A 15,796-nucleotide genomic window follows, 5' to 3' on the forward strand; every position below is an offset into this window, starting at 1 on the left:
GGTCGCACCCGCTGCGGCGAGCGCGCTGGACTCGAACCTTCTCCCGGGCATACCCGCCGGACGATGGCGGCAGGGTCCCCGCAAGAGCCGTCACGGGACGACGCGCCTACGCCGATACGTGACATGACCGAGGGTTACTCAGTAAGGTGACGTTACTTGGTAACCCCGCAGTCAGAATGGCCTGCCTGGAGGTGCGAACGGTGTCTGATGACGATGTGCCGGCCGATGGTGATGACCGGCAACTGCGGCGCGGCCTGTTCCTGCTTGAGCTGCGCGGGCGGCGTGCCGTTCGGATCGTTCGCAGTGTGGAGGCTCGGCAGGCTTTAAATGAGCTGCGGTTGGCGAGTCGGCGCGTGAGTGAGCGGCCGTGATCGCGCCCCAGCTCCATGCCAGAGGGTCAGTAATCGGTGTTCGTAGGAGGTCATGGTGTCGGTTCGTCTAGGGCTGCTGGCTCTTCTCAGTGAGGTGCCGGCCGGGGTGTACCAGTTACGCAAGGACTTTGAGGCGCGCACCGGGGGGACGTGGCCGCTGAACATCGGGCAGGTCTACACCACCATCCAGCGCCTGGACCGCGACGGTCTGGTCGAGCTGCAGGGCGAGCAGGACGGGGTCGAGCTGTACCGGCTCACCGACGCCGGGACGGCGAAGCTCGCGCAGTGGTGGGCCGGGCCGGTCGAGCGGGGGCACCCGGGACGGGACGAGCTGGCGATCAAGATCGCCCTCGCGGTCAGCGCCCCGAACGTCGACGTCGCTGCCGTGGTGCAGACCCAGCGCACCGAGTCGATGCGGGCGCTGCGTGACTACACCCGGCTCAAGGCACGCGCCGGGACGGCGGACCGCGACGAGCTCGCCTGGTCGCTCGTGCTCGACAACCTCATCTTCGCCACCGAGGCGGAGCTCCGGTGGCTGGACCACATCGAGGCCGCCGTCGTGCGGGCCGCCGCCGGTCGGCAAGACATCACCTCAGATACCAAGCTCCCCACCGAGAGGGTCGACGAACCCCGTACCCGCCGGGAGAGGAGCAGGCGATGAACCGCCACCAGGACCCCGCCATGCCGGCCGAGGACGCCCCGGAGGCAATGCCGACCCACGGCCGCCGTGCAGCCGGACCTCTCGCGGGGGAGCCCGACCCGGTGCTGCTGGCGATGACCGGGCTGAGCCGCGTGCACGGCGAGGGGGCGGCGCGGGTACGGGCTCTGGACGAGGTCGATCTACAGGTCCGTCTCGGCGAGCTTGTGGCGGTCATGGGGCCGTCCGGGTCGGGGAAGTCGACACTGTTGAATCTGGCCGGCGGGCTGGACACGCCGACCTCCGGTGCGGTGGCGCTGGCCGGGGACGTGATCTCGGACCTCGATGCGAGGAAGCGGGCGGCGCTGCGCCGCCGCAAGGTCGGCTATGTCTTTCAGGACTTCAACCTCATCCCGGCCCTGACTGCCGCGGAGAACGTCTCCCTGCCGCGTGAGCTCGACGGTGTCCCGCTGCGCAAGGCCCGGGCCGAGGCCATTGCCGCCCTGTTCGAGGTTGGTGTGGATGACCTCGCCGAGCGGTTCCCCGAGGAGATGTCCGGCGGCCAGCAGCAGCGGGTCGCGATCGCCCGCGCCCTGGCCGGGCCACGGCGTCTGGTGCTTGCTGACGAGCCCACCGGTGCCCTGGACTCGGTGACCGGTGAGGCGGTCATGCGGGTGCTGCGTGCCCGTGTCGACGCCGGCGCCGCCGGGCTGCTGGTCACCCACGAACCACGGTTCGCCGCGTGGGCGGACCGCACGATCTTCCTGCGCGACGGCCGCGTCGTGGACGCCACCGGCGACGACGCCCCCGAGCACCTGCTCTCCCGGAGCCGCTGATGCGCGCCCTTACGCGCTGGGCACCGCCGCTGCGGATCGCCCGCCGCGACGCACGCCGCCACAAGGGCCGCACCGCCCTGATCCTGGTGATGATCGCGCTCCCGATCCTGGCAGCCACCGGGATCATCACCATGATCCGATCGATCGCGCCCACTGACGCCACGTTTACCCAGATGACTCTGGGCGACACGGCCCAGGCGCGGCTGACCGCCGACTGCAACGGCACGATGAAGCAGGACATCCGCGGCGAGATGGGCTCCTGCGGCGGCACAGAAGAGGGGGAGCTGGCCACCGAGGACCACATCGCCGGGCAGCTACCGGCCGGTGACGTCCTGCTCGCCGCCGTGACGTCCGATGTCGCTGCCAACGCCCCCGGCCGAGCGGTGGACGACCTCTGGGTGACCGAGGTCGACATGACCGAGCTGCCGGGGCTGTACGTCACCGTGGACGGAGAGCTCCCCACCCGTCAGGGAGAGATCGCCCTCAGCCGGCCCATGGCGGAGGCGCTCGACGTCACCTCGGGCGAGAACCTGACCGTGCAGTCCCGGGAGGAGGCGAGCGTCGAGGTCCGGATCACCGGCATCTTCGTCGGCCAGAGGCAGGACGCAGCCCTGGCCCTGCCCGGCGCCGTGCCCGGTCTCGCCGACGCCGCGAACCAGTGGGGCAAGGCCTGGTACGTCGTCGGAGATGCGCCCGTCACCTGGGACGACGTCCTGGCCCTGAACGACATCGGAGTCACCGCCGTCAGCCGCGCGGTGCTCGCTGACCCACCGGACCCGGCCGCCATGCCCATCTCCGACCTCGACTTCGGTGGCACGAACTACCAGACCATCGGCATCGTCGCCGCCGTCGTGGGTGTCGGCCTGCTCGAGGTCGTCCTGCTCATCGGCCCCGCCTTCGCCGTCGGCGCCCGGCGCAGCACCCGGCAGCTGGGCCTGGTCGCCGCCAACGGTGGTGCCCCGCGGGACCTGCGCCGGATCGTCCTCGCCTCCGGCCTCGTCCTGGGTCTCTTGGCCGGCCTCGCGGGTGCCGTGCTGGGCGTCGGATCCGCTGGAGCGCTCACGCTGATCCTCCGGGCACGCGACATCGTGATCCCCAACTTCATCGTGCCGTGGGCCGAGGCCGCCGGGATGGTCCTCGTCGCCGTCCTGCTCGGGGCAGCCGCGGCCTGGCTCCCCGCACGTCGTGCAGCCGGTCAGGACGTTTTGGCCGCCCTCGCTGGACACCGCCGCGAGGCCACCCCGCGGCGCGCGGTGCCCTGGGTCGGTCTCGTGCTCGCCGTCGCGGGCCTAGCAGGCGCGACCGCCGGGGCACTGACCAGCCAGGTGACCCTACTGCTCGGCGGTGCCGTGGTGCTCGAGATCGGCCTGATCCTGGCGGCCGGCGGCATCATCATCCTGGTCGGGCGGCTCGCCCCGCGCCTGGGTCCCGCCGGGCGCATCGCTCTGCGTGATGCCGCCCGCCAGCGTGGCCGCACCGCTCCGGCGGTCGCGGCTGTCCTTGCGGCCGTCGCTGGCATGACCGCTGCCGGTGTCTACGTCGTCTCCGACGCCCGCCACTACCAGCAGATGTTCCAACCCTTCCTCGCCCAGGGCCACCTCGAGATCGGGCTGGACACCTCCAGCAGCAACACGCAGGAACGCATGGGCCGTCTCGACGACGCGGTGGCAGCCCTGGGCCAGGAGCTGCCGATCCGGCAGAGCGCTCCCGTTCACGTCGCTGCACTGCCTGACAGCGACGGGGCTTTCCTCTCGATCTATCCCCAGATCCCGCCGGAGAAGGTGTGCCCGATCTGGGAGCTCGGCCGGGCGCCGACAGCAGAGGAGGAGGCCGCCTATGCCGACGACCCACGGTGCGAGATCGGTGAGCCCGCATTCATCTCCTACTCCTCGCGCGCCCGGGCGTGGACCGCGGAGGGGCCCTCCGACACCTACATCGATGACGGCACCTCGGTGCGGCTCTACGGTCTCCCCGGGGCGGAGGAGGCAGCCGACGCCCTGGCCGAGGGCAAGATCCTCGTCACCGATCCTGACTACATCGACGACGACGGCAACGCCCTGGTCGGCACCTCGTCCTACGATCCGTCGACAGGTCAGGAGAGCGAACCGGTCCTGACCGAGTTCCCCGGGGAGTACGTGCCCTGGACCAACCACACCTATCAGGTGATCCTGACGCCTCAGGCGGCCGAGGAGCTCGGGCTGGAACCGGTCGTCGTCGGCATGGTCGCCGTGCCCGAGGAACCTGCGGACGCGGGCGATGTGGCCGCCGCCAACGCGGCCGTGGCCACGGCGGTCGACGATGTCACCGTCCGCGCGGAGCTGCCCCAGGAACGTGCCACCGCAGTGGTGCTCCTCGCCCTGGTCGGTGCCGCCGCCCTGGTCGGCCTCGCCGCCACCTGGGTCAGCGTCGGGCTCGCCGCGGCCGACTCCCGCCCGGACCTCGCCACGCTAGCCGCCGTCGGAGCCGCATCGCGTACCCGCAAGCGGATCGTCGGCGCCCAGGCAGCCGTCATCTCCCTCGTCGGGGTCCCGCTCGGTGTCCTCACCGGCCTCGCCCTGGGAGCCGTGTTCGTGACCTGGCAGGCCAACGTCAACGGCCACGACCCCACCTGGCAGATCCTCATTCCCTGGCCGATGGTCGCCGCCACGCTCGTGACCATCCCGGTGCTCGCGGTACTCGGCTCCATGCTCGTGACCCGGTCTACGCTCCCACTGACCCGGCAGACGGGTCTCTAGAACTCGCTGGGCGGCGCCCGAGGGTGGAGGGCCCCCCGGGCGAGCGCCGCCCAGCGGACCAATGCGCTGCTTCTTATGCCGGTTGGTGCTCCAGGAGCAGGTGGCGCTGCTCGGCGGCCTGAAGACGGCGCAAGCACCGAACAATGCGCGGTGTTCGCCAGCTTCGGCGCGATCGAGGAAGGCGGCGCGGACGACGCCGGCGAGGACCTGGTCGCCGTCAGGTTTGCACCGGGTCCTGGTCTCGGCGATGAGCGGTCGGGGCCGAGAGCGAACCGGGGGTGGTGGCGGTCGAGGTCGGTCAGCTCCTCGGCCAGGTGCGCGTGGCTGTCCGGGGTGGCCGGGGTCCAGCGTTCGTGGACCCAGACGTAAGGTCTCGATCCGGGCGCGCAAGAATTCAGTGTCTGGCACCGCGTCTGCCAGGCCAGACGCGATCGCCAGGGCTGCGCCCACAAACGATCGTTATCTTGAGTCGCTGGCGTGGGCGCTGCGTGACCTGGGAGTTTCCGTCTTGGACGGTGTCCCCATCGAGGCCGTTCATGGTTCTTGAGGCCGACGTACGCAGGACTCGATCGTTACCGAATTGCGTCCCGAAGCTTCCTCCCGACTTCCACAGGTGGTGGCGGGCTGAGCGGTGTTTGTGCTGGTCAGGGCTCTGTGGTGGGTTGATTTGGGGCACTAAGTTGGCGGGTATTCTCAGGATGTGTCGCCCTACATCCGCAAGGTGAAGACCGCCTCTGGGGCGACCGCGGTACAGATCGCGGAGAAGCGCGGTGGGGTGCGCCGGATCGTGGAGCATCTGGGCTCTGCCCGTGACGAGCTCGAGCTGGCGGTGCTGGTCCAGGCCGCCCGAGAGCGTCTCAACGCCGGCCAGGACGAACTCGACCTGGGCCTGGACACCCCGGCCGTGTCTTCTGCGGTGCGTGCCCATGTGGTCGGGACCTCGAGCCGGGTGCTGTGGGAGGTCCTCTCCGACGCCTACCGGGTCCTGGGGTTCGAGTCGTTGAAGGACGAGGCGTTCGCCGCGGTGGTCCTGGCCCGGCTCGTCGAGCCGACGTCCAAGGCCGACACGGTGCGGGTGCTGGAGGAGATCGGGGTCAGCGCCCCGCACCTGAACACGCTCTACGCGGCCCTGCGACGGGCGCAGGGCAGGGACTACCGCGACCGGCTCGCCAAGGCGTGCCTGGCCCATTCCGCCCGCACCAGCGGCACGGCCGCGTTGGTGATGTACGACGTGACCACCCTGCACTTCGAGAACGAGGACGAGGACGACCTGCGCAAGGTCGGGATGAGCAAGGAGCACCGGGTCGACCCCCAGGTCCAGGTCGGGCTCTTGGTCGACCCGGGTGGCTTCCCCCTCGAGGTCCACCTGTTCGAGGGCAACAAGGCCGAGACCACGACGATCGTGCCGGTCCTGCGGGCCTTCCAGGAACGCCACGGCGTGATGGACATGGTCGTCGTCGCTGACGCCGGCATGCTCTCCGCGGCCAATCTCAACGCCCTGGAGGACGCGGGGTTCTCCTTCATCGTCGGCTCGCGGCTGACCAAGGCACCCTACGACCTGGCCGAACACTTCGAACGCAACGGCAACTACTTCGACGACGGGCAGATCCTGGAGTCGACCCGGGTGATGGGCACCGGGACGAATGCCCGGGAGCGGCGGGTGGTCTACCAGTGGTCGTTCAAGCGGAACAAGCGCGATGACCGGGACATCAACTTGATGATCGCCAAGGCGGAGAAGATCGCCGCCGGCACAGCCCCGCTGAGGAAAACCCGGTTCCTAAAGGTCTCCGGCGCCACCAAGGAGCTCGACCAGGCCACCATCGACCGGGCCCGTCAGCTCGCCGGGCTGAAGGGGTATGTGACCAACCTGCCCGTCGAGACGATGACCGGCGCGGCGGTCATCAGCGCATATCACGACCTGTGGCGGGTCGAGCAGTCCTTCCGCATGACCAAGTCCGACCTGCGCGCCCGCCCGGTCTTCCACCACCAACGCGAAGCCATCGAGGCCCACCTCACGGTCGTCTTCGCTGCTCTCGCCATCAGCCGCTACCTCACCACCGCGACCGGCAAATCCTTGAAGAAGATCGTCAACACCCTGCGGCCCCTGCGCTCGGCGACCATCAGCATCAACGGCCACCACATCACCGCAGACCCCGCCATCACCCCCGACGCCCGCGAGATCCTCGACCACCTACCGGCCATCACCACGACGGGGCACTAACCCTGTGGAACTCAGGTCTGGCACCGCGTCTGCCAGGCCAGACGCGATCGCCAGGGCTGCGCCCACAAACGATCGTTATCTTGAGTCGCTGGCGTGGGCGCTGCGTGACCTGGGAGTTTCCGTCTTGGACGGTGTCCCCATCGAGGCCGTTCATGGTTCTTGAGGCCGACGTACGCAGGACTCGATCGTTATCGAATTGCGTCCCGAAGCTTCCTCTAGCCGCGGCATTTGACGCGAGCGGGACGCCCCTGCGCGGTAGACAGACGGAAGCACCACCCAGCGCGACGCTGCGGCCACCCCGAACCCGACGAATCGCCTTGGTCACAGCCCACGTGAAGGACGCGAGGCTATCCACCTGTGGCCGTTTGCGGCCCTGGCAGCAAACGGCCATCTAAATCGACTACCACGTTCTCTCCTGTGTGACACGTTGCAATGGTGAAAGTGCACTTTCCATGAACAACCATCGGAGGACGAAATGCGGATCCGGACAGCCCTAGTTTCACTGGCGGCATCAGTTGTGGTCTCGCTACCACTGGCCGTCACCTCATACGCTGACACCGCGGGAGCTGAATCGTCACCCGAGATGTCAGCGGCGGCGGGATGCACGCCCTATGGATACCTGGCCACCAAGAACTACGGCAACATCCGCTTCTCGGGCGAAGCCAAGTGTTCGGGTCCAACGTTGACGCATCTGACCCTTGAAGGTCAGCGTCAAGGCACGGGATTCTGGGCGCAGATGGTTTTGACAGGATGGCCCTACAACTACACCTACGGAAGTGGAATAAAGTACGCAGAGGCTCTGTGCCGCCACCCCAACTCCACCTATCGGAGCAAGGTAACGTCGAACGAGAGCGGAGCGACCCGTGTAGGCTATTCGAGCGGCCGAACGGTGGCATGCTGATGCTCATCTTTGGTATGTTGTGTGGCGGGGACCCAGTGGTGCGGCCCCACCTGGGCCACGAAGGGTGAAACCGTGCGCCAGTCCGATAGCCGTGGCCACCTGCAACAGGGGCTGCAAGGCCATACTCGATCTCAACTGTGCGCTGTTCTGTTCGGGGCAATTTTCTTCCTGACCGCCTGCAGCGCACCTGGCGCGGAGAACGACCAGGTGACAGAGGCAGAATACCGCGCCGCTGTCCAGGCCACAGCCGATTGTATGAACGAAGGTGGCTGGGAGGTCGGTGAGGTCACCGAGAACCCCGACGGTGTCACCTACGGTTTTGTCATTACGACCGAGGGTGACGATGCAGCGGCCTCTGCAGCTGTTGACGGTGCGTTCAGTTCCTGCGCAGCGAGCCATCTTAATGAGGTGGAGTCCGCGTACCTCAGCGGCCTGCAGTTGTCGGGTGCTGAACGTGACGCCGTCTACGAACAAATGATCACCTGCCTCGAAGCAGCCGGGGTGACCACCGTCGTGTTAGGGGACGACGAAAGCGCCGTCACGTCAAAGATCGATGCTGCGATAGCGACGGGTGAGAACGCCGTCAGTGCCGACGATGCGTGGCGTTGTCAGCAGCGTTACCTTCTTCCGTTGTTTGGAGGGTGATATTGCAGCACGGTGGGAACAGAAGCGGTGCCCGGATCTGGACCATGCCGTGGATGTACACCGTGCTCGTCATTGCGGTGGCTGGTGCCGCGGTGGCCGTAGCCTGGCTCCTCTCACGCAATGTTCCACATTCTTTGTCCTATCTGGAGCCAGACCCCGCCCCCGTCACGGTGAGGGTTGAGGCGGCAACTCTAGACCATCGATCTTCGGCGACTCTGACGGCGACCTATGAAAGCCCTCGCGCTCTACTCGCGTCTGGTCGGTCAGGCACGGTGACGGCCGTAACGGTGGATCACGGGGATGTGCTCTCCACGGGGGATGTGGTCTACGAGGTCGACGGGACTCCCGTCGTCGCCTATGTCAACGATGTGGTCTTCTATCGACCGTTGACGCGCGGCAGCGAGGGCGAGGACGTCGCCGCCGCCCAGGAACTGCTCAACGCGGTCGTCCCAGCGACCTCGCTTGTTGCAGACGGTCGCTTCGGTGTGGCGACTGAGGAGGCCGTACGCATCTATGAGCGATCCCTCGGTATCGAGCGCCCTACAGGCGTGTTCGACCCAGCGTGGTTCGTCCGGGTGCCTCATCTAGAATTCACTATTGCTGACCTCACCCTGATCGCGGGCCAGCCTGCTCCCGGTCGGGCTGACCAGATCGGCACGGGGGCGCCGGTATTGGCCAGTGTCGCGATTGTTACGACCACCAGCCCGCCGGACGGCGCTTACCAGTTCACTCACCAAGGACGTGCGCTGCCGGTGACTAGGGCGGACGGGGCGTGGGGTGTCGACGTCGCAGACGCCGGGGCCTTATTGGGCGCCACGCCACCGGAAGCTGGCACCGCAGACATTGACGGTGTTGTCCGCCTCGTCGACGGTCTTCCGGGACAGGCAGTTCCGCCTTCGGCTCTTATCGACGACGCCGAATCCAGCTCGTGCGTGGCCATCGTGGAGGGGCGGGGCTTCAAACTTCGCGAAGTCCAGGTGTTGACCTCCGACACTGCAGGTGCCGCGTTGATCCACCCTGAACTGCCGCCTGATGCCGAGGTCCTGGTCAACCCGCACGCCATCGGAGAGCGTTCGTGTCCGTAGAGTTACGCGGGGTATCGTTCAGCTACCCAGGCGCCGATAAGAAGGTCCTTGACGGCGCTGAACTGACGGTGGGAGAGGCCGAATCTGTTGCGGTCATGGCCCCATCGGGTCAGGGTAAATCGACTCTGCTCGCACTCGCCGGCCTGCTACTGAAACCGTCGGCAGGTGAGGTGCGGATCAATGGTGTTGTGCCCGCTCCCCAGGAGGCCACGCGTTTGCTCGGCCGTGCCATCCAATGGATCCCTCAGTCCGTCAACCTCATCCCGCGTCGCAGCGTCACAGATAACTTGCTTCTCCCTGCCCTGGCGCAGGGGATGACGCGTGGGGTGGCCATTAGCAGAGCACAGGACCTGATGATGGCCGCCGGACTCGACGTCGAGGGCACGCGGCAGGCGCGAACGCTCTCCGGGGGGCAGGCGCAGCGTGTCGCTGTTGCGCGCGCACTGATGTCGGATCCCTTAGTCATTCTGGCCGACGAGCCCACCGCTAACCTCGATGCGATAACGGCACGGTCAATCGCCAGGGCGATGTTTTCCGCTGCCGCCACCACCACCGTGCTTGTCGCCACCCATGATCTGCAAGTCGCGGAGCTGGCGGACAGAATCGTGCGGCTCAAGAGTGGGAAGGTCGTGCCATCAGGATGACCTGGCATCTGCGCGAGCTTGCACATGAGGCGTGGGCGAACCAGGGCCCACGCCAACTGATCCTTGCTCTCATCGCCCTGGGCACGCTGGCGGGTATCGCGATCCTCACTGGCCTTCAGGCCATCCGTGCGATCGATCAAGAGTCCGCTCGGCGTGAGGGCGGTTCCCTGGTGTGGATGGCGATCGCCGACGAGGATGCTGCGCTCGACTCTGTGGTTTGTGATGATCTCAACGACGGGCGTGGAGTGGCCGCGGCCGGGGGCGTATTCGCCGCCATGCCGCCAACGCTTACGGCATTCTCAGGAGGCCCCCCGGTGCCGACCGCGTACGTGACACCTCGGGCGACCACGGTATGGACCCCGCACGACCTCTCGGGGCAGGTAGTCCTGGGCCGAGACCTGGCCAAGACCCGCAGCGTCGGGGTGGGCTCGGCGCTACGTACAGCCGATGGTGCGAGCACAGTCATCGTCGACGCTCAGACAACTGGTGCCGTTGCCCATGCCGGGGCACGCTCCCGGGTGCTAATTCCCCGGGCACCGGGTGGGCTTCTCACGGAGTGCTGGGTCCGCATGGAGCCAGGGGCGATCAACTCCGGTGAGAACCTTCTACGGTTCGCCTTCGCCGGCGAACACGCCGACATCGTGCCGTTCACCCCTGCGATCTCTGGCGTGCTCTCACCGAGCCAGCAATGGCGGGCATTCGCTGCAACCTACCCCTGGGTTGCCGGCGGCGTAGTCCTTGGTCTTGTGGGGGTGCTCCTCGCCTGGAGCCGCAGGTCCGAGTTAGCGGTCTATCGCACATTTGGCACTACCCGGGCAGAAGTCGCCCTCATGCTGTGGATCGAGGCAGCGATCGCCATGGTCCCGGCGGCATTTCTCGCAGCAACCGCGGCAATGCTGTACCTCAGTGCTATCGAGGGCGGCCCGGTGCTGCGAGAGGTACTTGTCGTTCTCGCGCGAACGATCGGCGCTGCCGCTGCCATCGCTCTGGCACTCATCCCACCGGGGGCGGTCGTCGCGATGCGGGGTCGACTTGTCGACCAGCTTAAGGACCGCTAGCCGACCGCTAGCTAGTCGGTGCTAACCCGGAGAACGACGTGAGCCCCCACCACCGCACTGACCACACGGGCCCCCGGGAGGCAGCGACCTTCGGCAAGATCACTCGCCTCCTGCGATGGGTAACCCTCGCCGTGGTGAGTGCCGAACTGGTGCTGCTGTTCACCGGACACATCAGTCTCGGTGGCGCCATCGGAATCCTTCTCGTTGTCGAAGCCGCACTGCTGGCAGTGATCGTGACTGTGGCGTGGCGCATGACCGCACATCCCACAGACCCGAGACCCCTAGGGCGTGTCTCCCAATAGTCGAGCTGGTGGGTTGACACGCTGCGGTCGTGTCGCGTACTTCCGTGCTAACGGATGCTCAGTGGGAGTTGATCGAGCCGTTGATGCCGTCCTCGGAGGGCCGTCGGGGACGGCGGTTCCGGGACCACCGGGCGGTGGTGGAGGGCATCGTCTACCGCTACCGCACCGGGATCGCGTGGCGTGACTTGCCCGAGTGCTTCGGGCCGTGGCAGACGGTGTGGAAGCGGCACCGCCGCTTCAGCGGCGATGGGACCTGGGACAAGGTCCTCACCGTCCTGCTCGCCCGGGCGGATGCGGCCGTGTCAACGCCGCCTGAATACTGACCCCCAGGTGCCAGGGGGTCAAAATTCGACCGGCGTTGACAGGCCGGGCTGATCGACTGGGAGGTGTCGGTGGACTCGACGGTCAACCGTGCTCACCAGCACACCACGAACCTGCCCCGGGACACGGGGGGACCTGTCGAATTACATGAAACTGGGCGAGGAGCCGCCTGATCACGCCATCGGTCGCTCCCGCGGCGGGCTGTCCACGAAGATCCATCACCTGTGTGACGGGAACATGCGCCCGCTGGTGATGCTGCTCGGGCCCGGGCAGGGCGGGGACTCCCCGATGTTCGAGCACGTCATGAACTCCGTGCGCGTTCCCCGGCTCGGTCCGGGACGTGCCCGGACCACGCCGGTGCGGGCGCTGGCCGACAAGGCGTACTCCTCCCGAGCGAACCGTAAGCTGCTGCGCCGGCGCGGCATCCAGGCCGTCATTCCCGAACGCTCTGACCAGGTCGCCAACCGCAAGCGCCGCGGGTCCCGGGGCGGCCGGCCGGTCACCTATGACCAAGAGGCCTACAAGCGCCGCAACGTCGTCGAGCGCTCCTTCAACGTTTTCACCTGAGTTGGCTCATTCGCTTAGTGCGTGAGTTGCCCGCTGTGGATCGCGTCGAGGATGGCTTGCTGCTCGGTGGGGATGGCGGGGGCGAAGGTCTGGGTGGCGCCGTTGATCGCGATCGTGGCGGAGCGCAGCGGCCGGAGCTGGCGGATGACGTTGCGGATGGCCAGGCTGGTGCGGGCTTGGACCTCGCGGGAGACCGCCAGTGCGGTGAACACGATGGTCAGGTGGGCCTCGATCGCGTCGCGGGTGCGGTGGAACATGGGGCGGGCGCGTAGGTCGGTCTTGCTCATCCGGAAGGACTGCTCCACGTGCCACAGGTCGTGGTAGGAGCCGATGACCTCACCCGCCGGCATCACTGGCGCGGGGATGTTGGTGACGTAGCCCTTGAGCCCGACCAGTCGCCGGGCCCGTGCCAGGGCGGTCTCGTCCAGGCGGTGCCCGTCGCCGCTGGTCTTGACGAATCGCGGGGTGCGGGCGGCCTTCTCCCCGGCGATGACCGCGCGGGCCCGGTTCTCCTGGAGGGTGAGCGTCTTGTTGTCCCTCGCCGCGCGTTTGGCGGAGTAGGCCCAGACCGCCCGCCACGAGCCAGGGTGAAGGTCGCGGTCCCAGACCGGCTCGGCCCGATGAGCCGGGTCGTTCTCGTTGCGCCGCCCGGTCCTGGGGGTGAGGGTGTCGATGACCTGCCCGTCGGCGAAGGCGTCACCGTGCCAGCGGAAGTGCGAGGCCAGGTCCAGCGGTGCCTTGGTCACCCGGGAGCCGACGATGAACCGCAGGTTCGCCTCGTCTAGCTCGCGCAGGTTGGTCGCGGAGAGCATGCCGGCGTCGGCGACGACGACCATGTCCTCGATGTCGTGACGGGTCTGGAACTGCTTGACGATCGGGATGATCGTGGCGGTCTCTGCCTTGTTGCCCTCGTAGCAGCCGATCTCGAGGGGGAAGCCGTGCCGGTCGACCAGGAGCCCGACGACGATCTGGGGGTCGACGCGGCGTTCCTTGGAGTAGCCGACCTTGCGCAGGTCGTCCTCCTTCTCGGCCTCGAAGTACAACGTGGTCACGTCGTAGAGCACCAGGGAGACGTCACCGCTGCTCACGGCGTGCTCGAAGCACAAGGTGGCGATCTGGTCGCGATACGACCCGCCGACCGCGGCGCGGGCGAGGGTGCGTTTCATCGTGGCGTAGCTGGCCGGGACCCGGCCCAGGTCCGTCAGCACTCGCCCGGTGTCCAGCAGCGAGGTCGGCTCCACGATCCGGGCGATGACCAGGTCGCGGAACACCGCATCGCCGACCGTGTCGAACCCCAGCGCGGTGAACACCTCGGCAAGGGCGTCGAACAGCAGCCGCGAGTCCGTCGAGATGACCCGGCCCGGGCCGTCCCGGCCCCGGTCCGGCGCCGCCTGCGGCGCGTGGAACAGCTCGGCCTCGCGAACTGGTGGGGCCAGCGGTGTCACCGGCGGCGTCGGCTCGATCCCGAGATCGAGCACCCCCTGGGCGGGGTTCGCCAGCAGCTCACGGGCCTGCTCCAGCAGGACACCGAGCTCGGCCTCGGTGTGTGCTGAACCGACATGCCTCACGATGCGCTGACGCCCGTCGGCGTACTCCGCGATCTGCACCGCCGTCGCACCCGACGCCGTGCGCACCCGCCTGATAAACGCCACCCCGCGAGGTTAGAGCGCACCCGCTTAGTGCGTGAAACCGCACTAAACCAACAACATCGCAGCAGGTCAGGGCCCTACTGCCCCTCGGGACGCCCACCCGTGAGCCAAGTCAGGTCGAGCGCTCCTTCAACGTTTTCAAGCAGTGGCGGGCGCTGGCTACCCGGTATGACAAGCTCGCGCTGACCTACCGTGGTGGCGTCGTCCTCCGCGCCATCGTCATCTGGGTTGTCGCCCTCCAGAAGGCGGTCCGCTGGCGGGGCATGAGGTGAGATGGCACCTACGAAGTTCTATCTGCCTCGGGAGCCGTGGAGCAGTCGAGGCCGTCAATATGGGAGCGTCGCATGAGGGAGATGGGCCGGCTGTCACCGGATGCAGTCAAGGCCTTGGTGTCTTCGCAGATCGAGCAGTACGAGCAGCTGGCCGGGCGCATCTACGGCCTCAGCAGCACTTGGACGGGATTCCGGTACCTCGGTGGCTTCGAACGCACCGGAACCGAGACCCACGGGAGGACCATCCGCAGAGACTGGTCCTGCACACTCGGACACATCGACGGGCCCTACCATCTCGGGGCAGCCAACAACGGTGCGGGCACTCAGCCCTACGTCTCCATCATCACCACGACGGAACCCGGCCAGTCCCTGGCCTGGCACCTCGCCCGCTCCCTGCGGATCGCGCCTGGCCCGCCGCGCCCGGAACTCCTTGGGACAGATCAGGAAGCCGCTCCCGTCACCATTCCGGTGGATGGGACCGACGTAACCTTTACCGTGCTGACCCGAGACCACTACTTCGCGGCGAAGGTCGAGGTGGGCGAGATGCGCATTGTCGCCATCGGCGCAGGCATGACTCTCGCGGACATCGGGCTCGAGCGTGTCGACGACCTGACCGCGTACATCGACGGCTTCAAACACATCGCACGCGAGAACGGACTCGAACTCTGACGGCCTCCCAGGTGTCGCACTGCCGGTCACCCCACCCGCCAGGCCGCGGATCTCACTGCTTTTCGGTCCCCAGCAATCTCGACTGCCCCTCATTGGGAGACACGCCCTAGGAGACTGCTGAACAAGGCGGTGTTCTTGTTCGGTGTTTGTGGGCGGGCAGGTCGCCTGTGGGCAGTCTGGTGGCGGTCACAGCAGGTGGCTGGATTTGAGGTCGGGCCTGCCCCACTTGCCGCGGTGATGTGCTGGGCCGGGGTGCTGGACCAGGGCGCGGCGGCCCTCTTCAGGCCGGCGCGATCGCCCAGGTCCCGGCGGTGCGCTGGAGGCCGATGGTAAGCAGTCGTCGGAGGTTGACCGCGGCGGCGCGGTGGTGGAGCCAGTGGTCGTTCTTGGTGATCCCGCGGTAGCGGACCTTGCGGTTGCCGCGGGTGAGCCAGGCGATAGAACGTTCGACCATCGGCCGGAAGGTGCGGTAGCTCTCCTGGAAGCCGGGGTCCTGCGCGTTGGCGCGGTGAGCCCGCTGGAGCGCGTCGTGGGGGTGCAGGTCGAGCTTGCGGCCGCGGGCGGCGGTGGTACAGCGCTCGCGTAGCGGGCACTCGCGGCAGGCGGCCCCGAAGGTGACCTTGCGCTTGGCGGTAATCCTCTGGGTCAGCCCGTTCGGGCAGGTCACGGTCCCGGCGGTCTCGTCGACGGTGAAGTCCTCGATCGTGAACCCGCCCGGGATGGCCGGGCGCAGCGGCCAGGGCTTGATGATCGCGGTGTGCCCAGCCTTCTCCAGGGCGGCCAGTGCCTCACCGGTGCCATAGGCGGAGTCGGCGAGCACCTCGACCGGGACCTTGAACCGTCACGGCTTCGTTGCCGCTTCCTTTTGAGTGAAGGATGGCGA

10 protein-coding genes and 3 pseudogenes are annotated in these 15,796 nt (G+C 67.6%); 11 read left to right on the plus strand and 2 right to left on the minus strand.

Annotated elements, in window-relative coordinates:
• Positions 1-423 precede the first annotated feature (423 nt).
• The 9 genes and pseudogenes from AAEM63_RS07345 to AAEM63_RS07385 form a co-directional block, all read left to right on the plus strand.
• A complete protein-coding gene (locus AAEM63_RS07345) occupies positions 424-1,032 on the plus strand; it encodes a PadR family transcriptional regulator (RefSeq protein ID WP_341360904.1) in 609 nt (202 codons plus the stop codon).
• A 47-nt stretch (positions 1,033-1,079) separates the two neighbouring features.
• Entirely contained in the window at positions 1,080-1,844 is a 765-nt protein-coding gene (locus AAEM63_RS07350) for an ABC transporter ATP-binding protein (protein ID WP_341361332.1), read from the plus strand.
• Positions 1,844-4,579 (plus strand): ABC transporter permease, encoded by a 2,736-nt coding sequence (locus AAEM63_RS07355; RefSeq protein ID WP_341360905.1) that lies wholly within the window; start codon positions 1,844-1,846, stop codon positions 4,577-4,579. Before AAEM63_RS07350 ends, AAEM63_RS07355 begins: the two co-directional genes overlap by 1 nt.
• Positions 4,580-5,279: 700 nt before the next feature.
• Positions 5,280-6,800, plus strand: coding sequence for an IS1634 family transposase (locus AAEM63_RS07360; RefSeq protein ID WP_211338818.1), 1,521 nt, complete (start codon positions 5,280-5,282; stop codon positions 6,798-6,800).
• Positions 6,801-7,773: 973 nt separating this feature from the next.
• Entirely contained in the window at positions 7,774-8,346 is a 573-nt protein-coding gene (locus AAEM63_RS07365; protein WP_341360906.1) for a hypothetical protein, read from the plus strand.
• Positions 8,347-8,399: 53 nt separating this feature from the next.
• Positions 8,400-9,431, plus strand: a complete 1,032-nt coding sequence (locus AAEM63_RS07370) for a peptidoglycan-binding domain-containing protein (RefSeq protein ID WP_341360907.1) — start codon at positions 8,400-8,402, stop codon at positions 9,429-9,431.
• Positions 9,422-10,075 carry an ATP-binding cassette domain-containing protein gene (locus AAEM63_RS07375; RefSeq protein ID WP_341360908.1) on the plus strand — a complete coding sequence of 218 codons (654 nt, stop codon included), beginning with the start codon at positions 9,422-9,424 and terminating at the stop codon, positions 10,073-10,075. Before AAEM63_RS07370 ends, AAEM63_RS07375 begins: the two co-directional genes overlap by 10 nt.
• Positions 10,072-11,133: a hypothetical protein gene (locus AAEM63_RS07380; RefSeq protein ID WP_341360909.1), complete on the plus strand. Its 1,062-nt coding sequence runs from the start codon at positions 10,072-10,074 to the stop codon at positions 11,131-11,133. Before AAEM63_RS07375 ends, AAEM63_RS07380 begins: the two co-directional genes overlap by 4 nt.
• Before the next feature lie 331 nt (positions 11,134-11,464).
• Positions 11,465-12,302: pseudogene (locus AAEM63_RS07385) on the plus strand (IS5 family transposase); the annotation flags it as partial.
• Between the two features lie 35 nt (positions 12,303-12,337).
• On the opposite strand, the gene AAEM63_RS07390 reads toward AAEM63_RS07385, so the two are convergent.
• Complete coding sequence (locus tag AAEM63_RS07390; protein WP_341359225.1) at positions 12,338-13,975, minus strand: IS1634 family transposase; 1,638 nt, start codon at positions 13,973-13,975, stop codon at positions 12,338-12,340.
• A gap of 107 nt (positions 13,976-14,082) precedes the next feature.
• Here AAEM63_RS07390 and AAEM63_RS07395 point away from each other — a divergent pair.
• Both AAEM63_RS07395 and AAEM63_RS07400 read left to right on the plus strand, forming a co-directional pair.
• Positions 14,083-14,244 (plus strand): annotated as a pseudogene (locus AAEM63_RS07395) (transposase); the annotation flags it as partial.
• Positions 14,245-14,316: 72 nt separating this feature from the next.
• On the plus strand, positions 14,317-14,913 hold the full coding sequence (locus AAEM63_RS07400) for a hypothetical protein (RefSeq protein ID WP_341360910.1): 597 nt from the start codon (positions 14,317-14,319) through the stop codon (positions 14,911-14,913).
• A 280-nt stretch (positions 14,914-15,193) separates the two neighbouring features.
• Here the strand turns inward: AAEM63_RS07400 and AAEM63_RS07405 are convergent.
• Positions 15,194-15,742, minus strand: a pseudogene (locus AAEM63_RS07405) (transposase); the annotation flags it as partial.
• Positions 15,743-15,796 lie beyond the last annotated feature (54 nt).

The sequence above is a fragment of the Georgenia sp. M64 genome (assembly GCF_038049925.1).
Taxonomy (GTDB): domain Bacteria; phylum Actinomycetota; class Actinomycetes; order Actinomycetales; family Actinomycetaceae; genus Georgenia.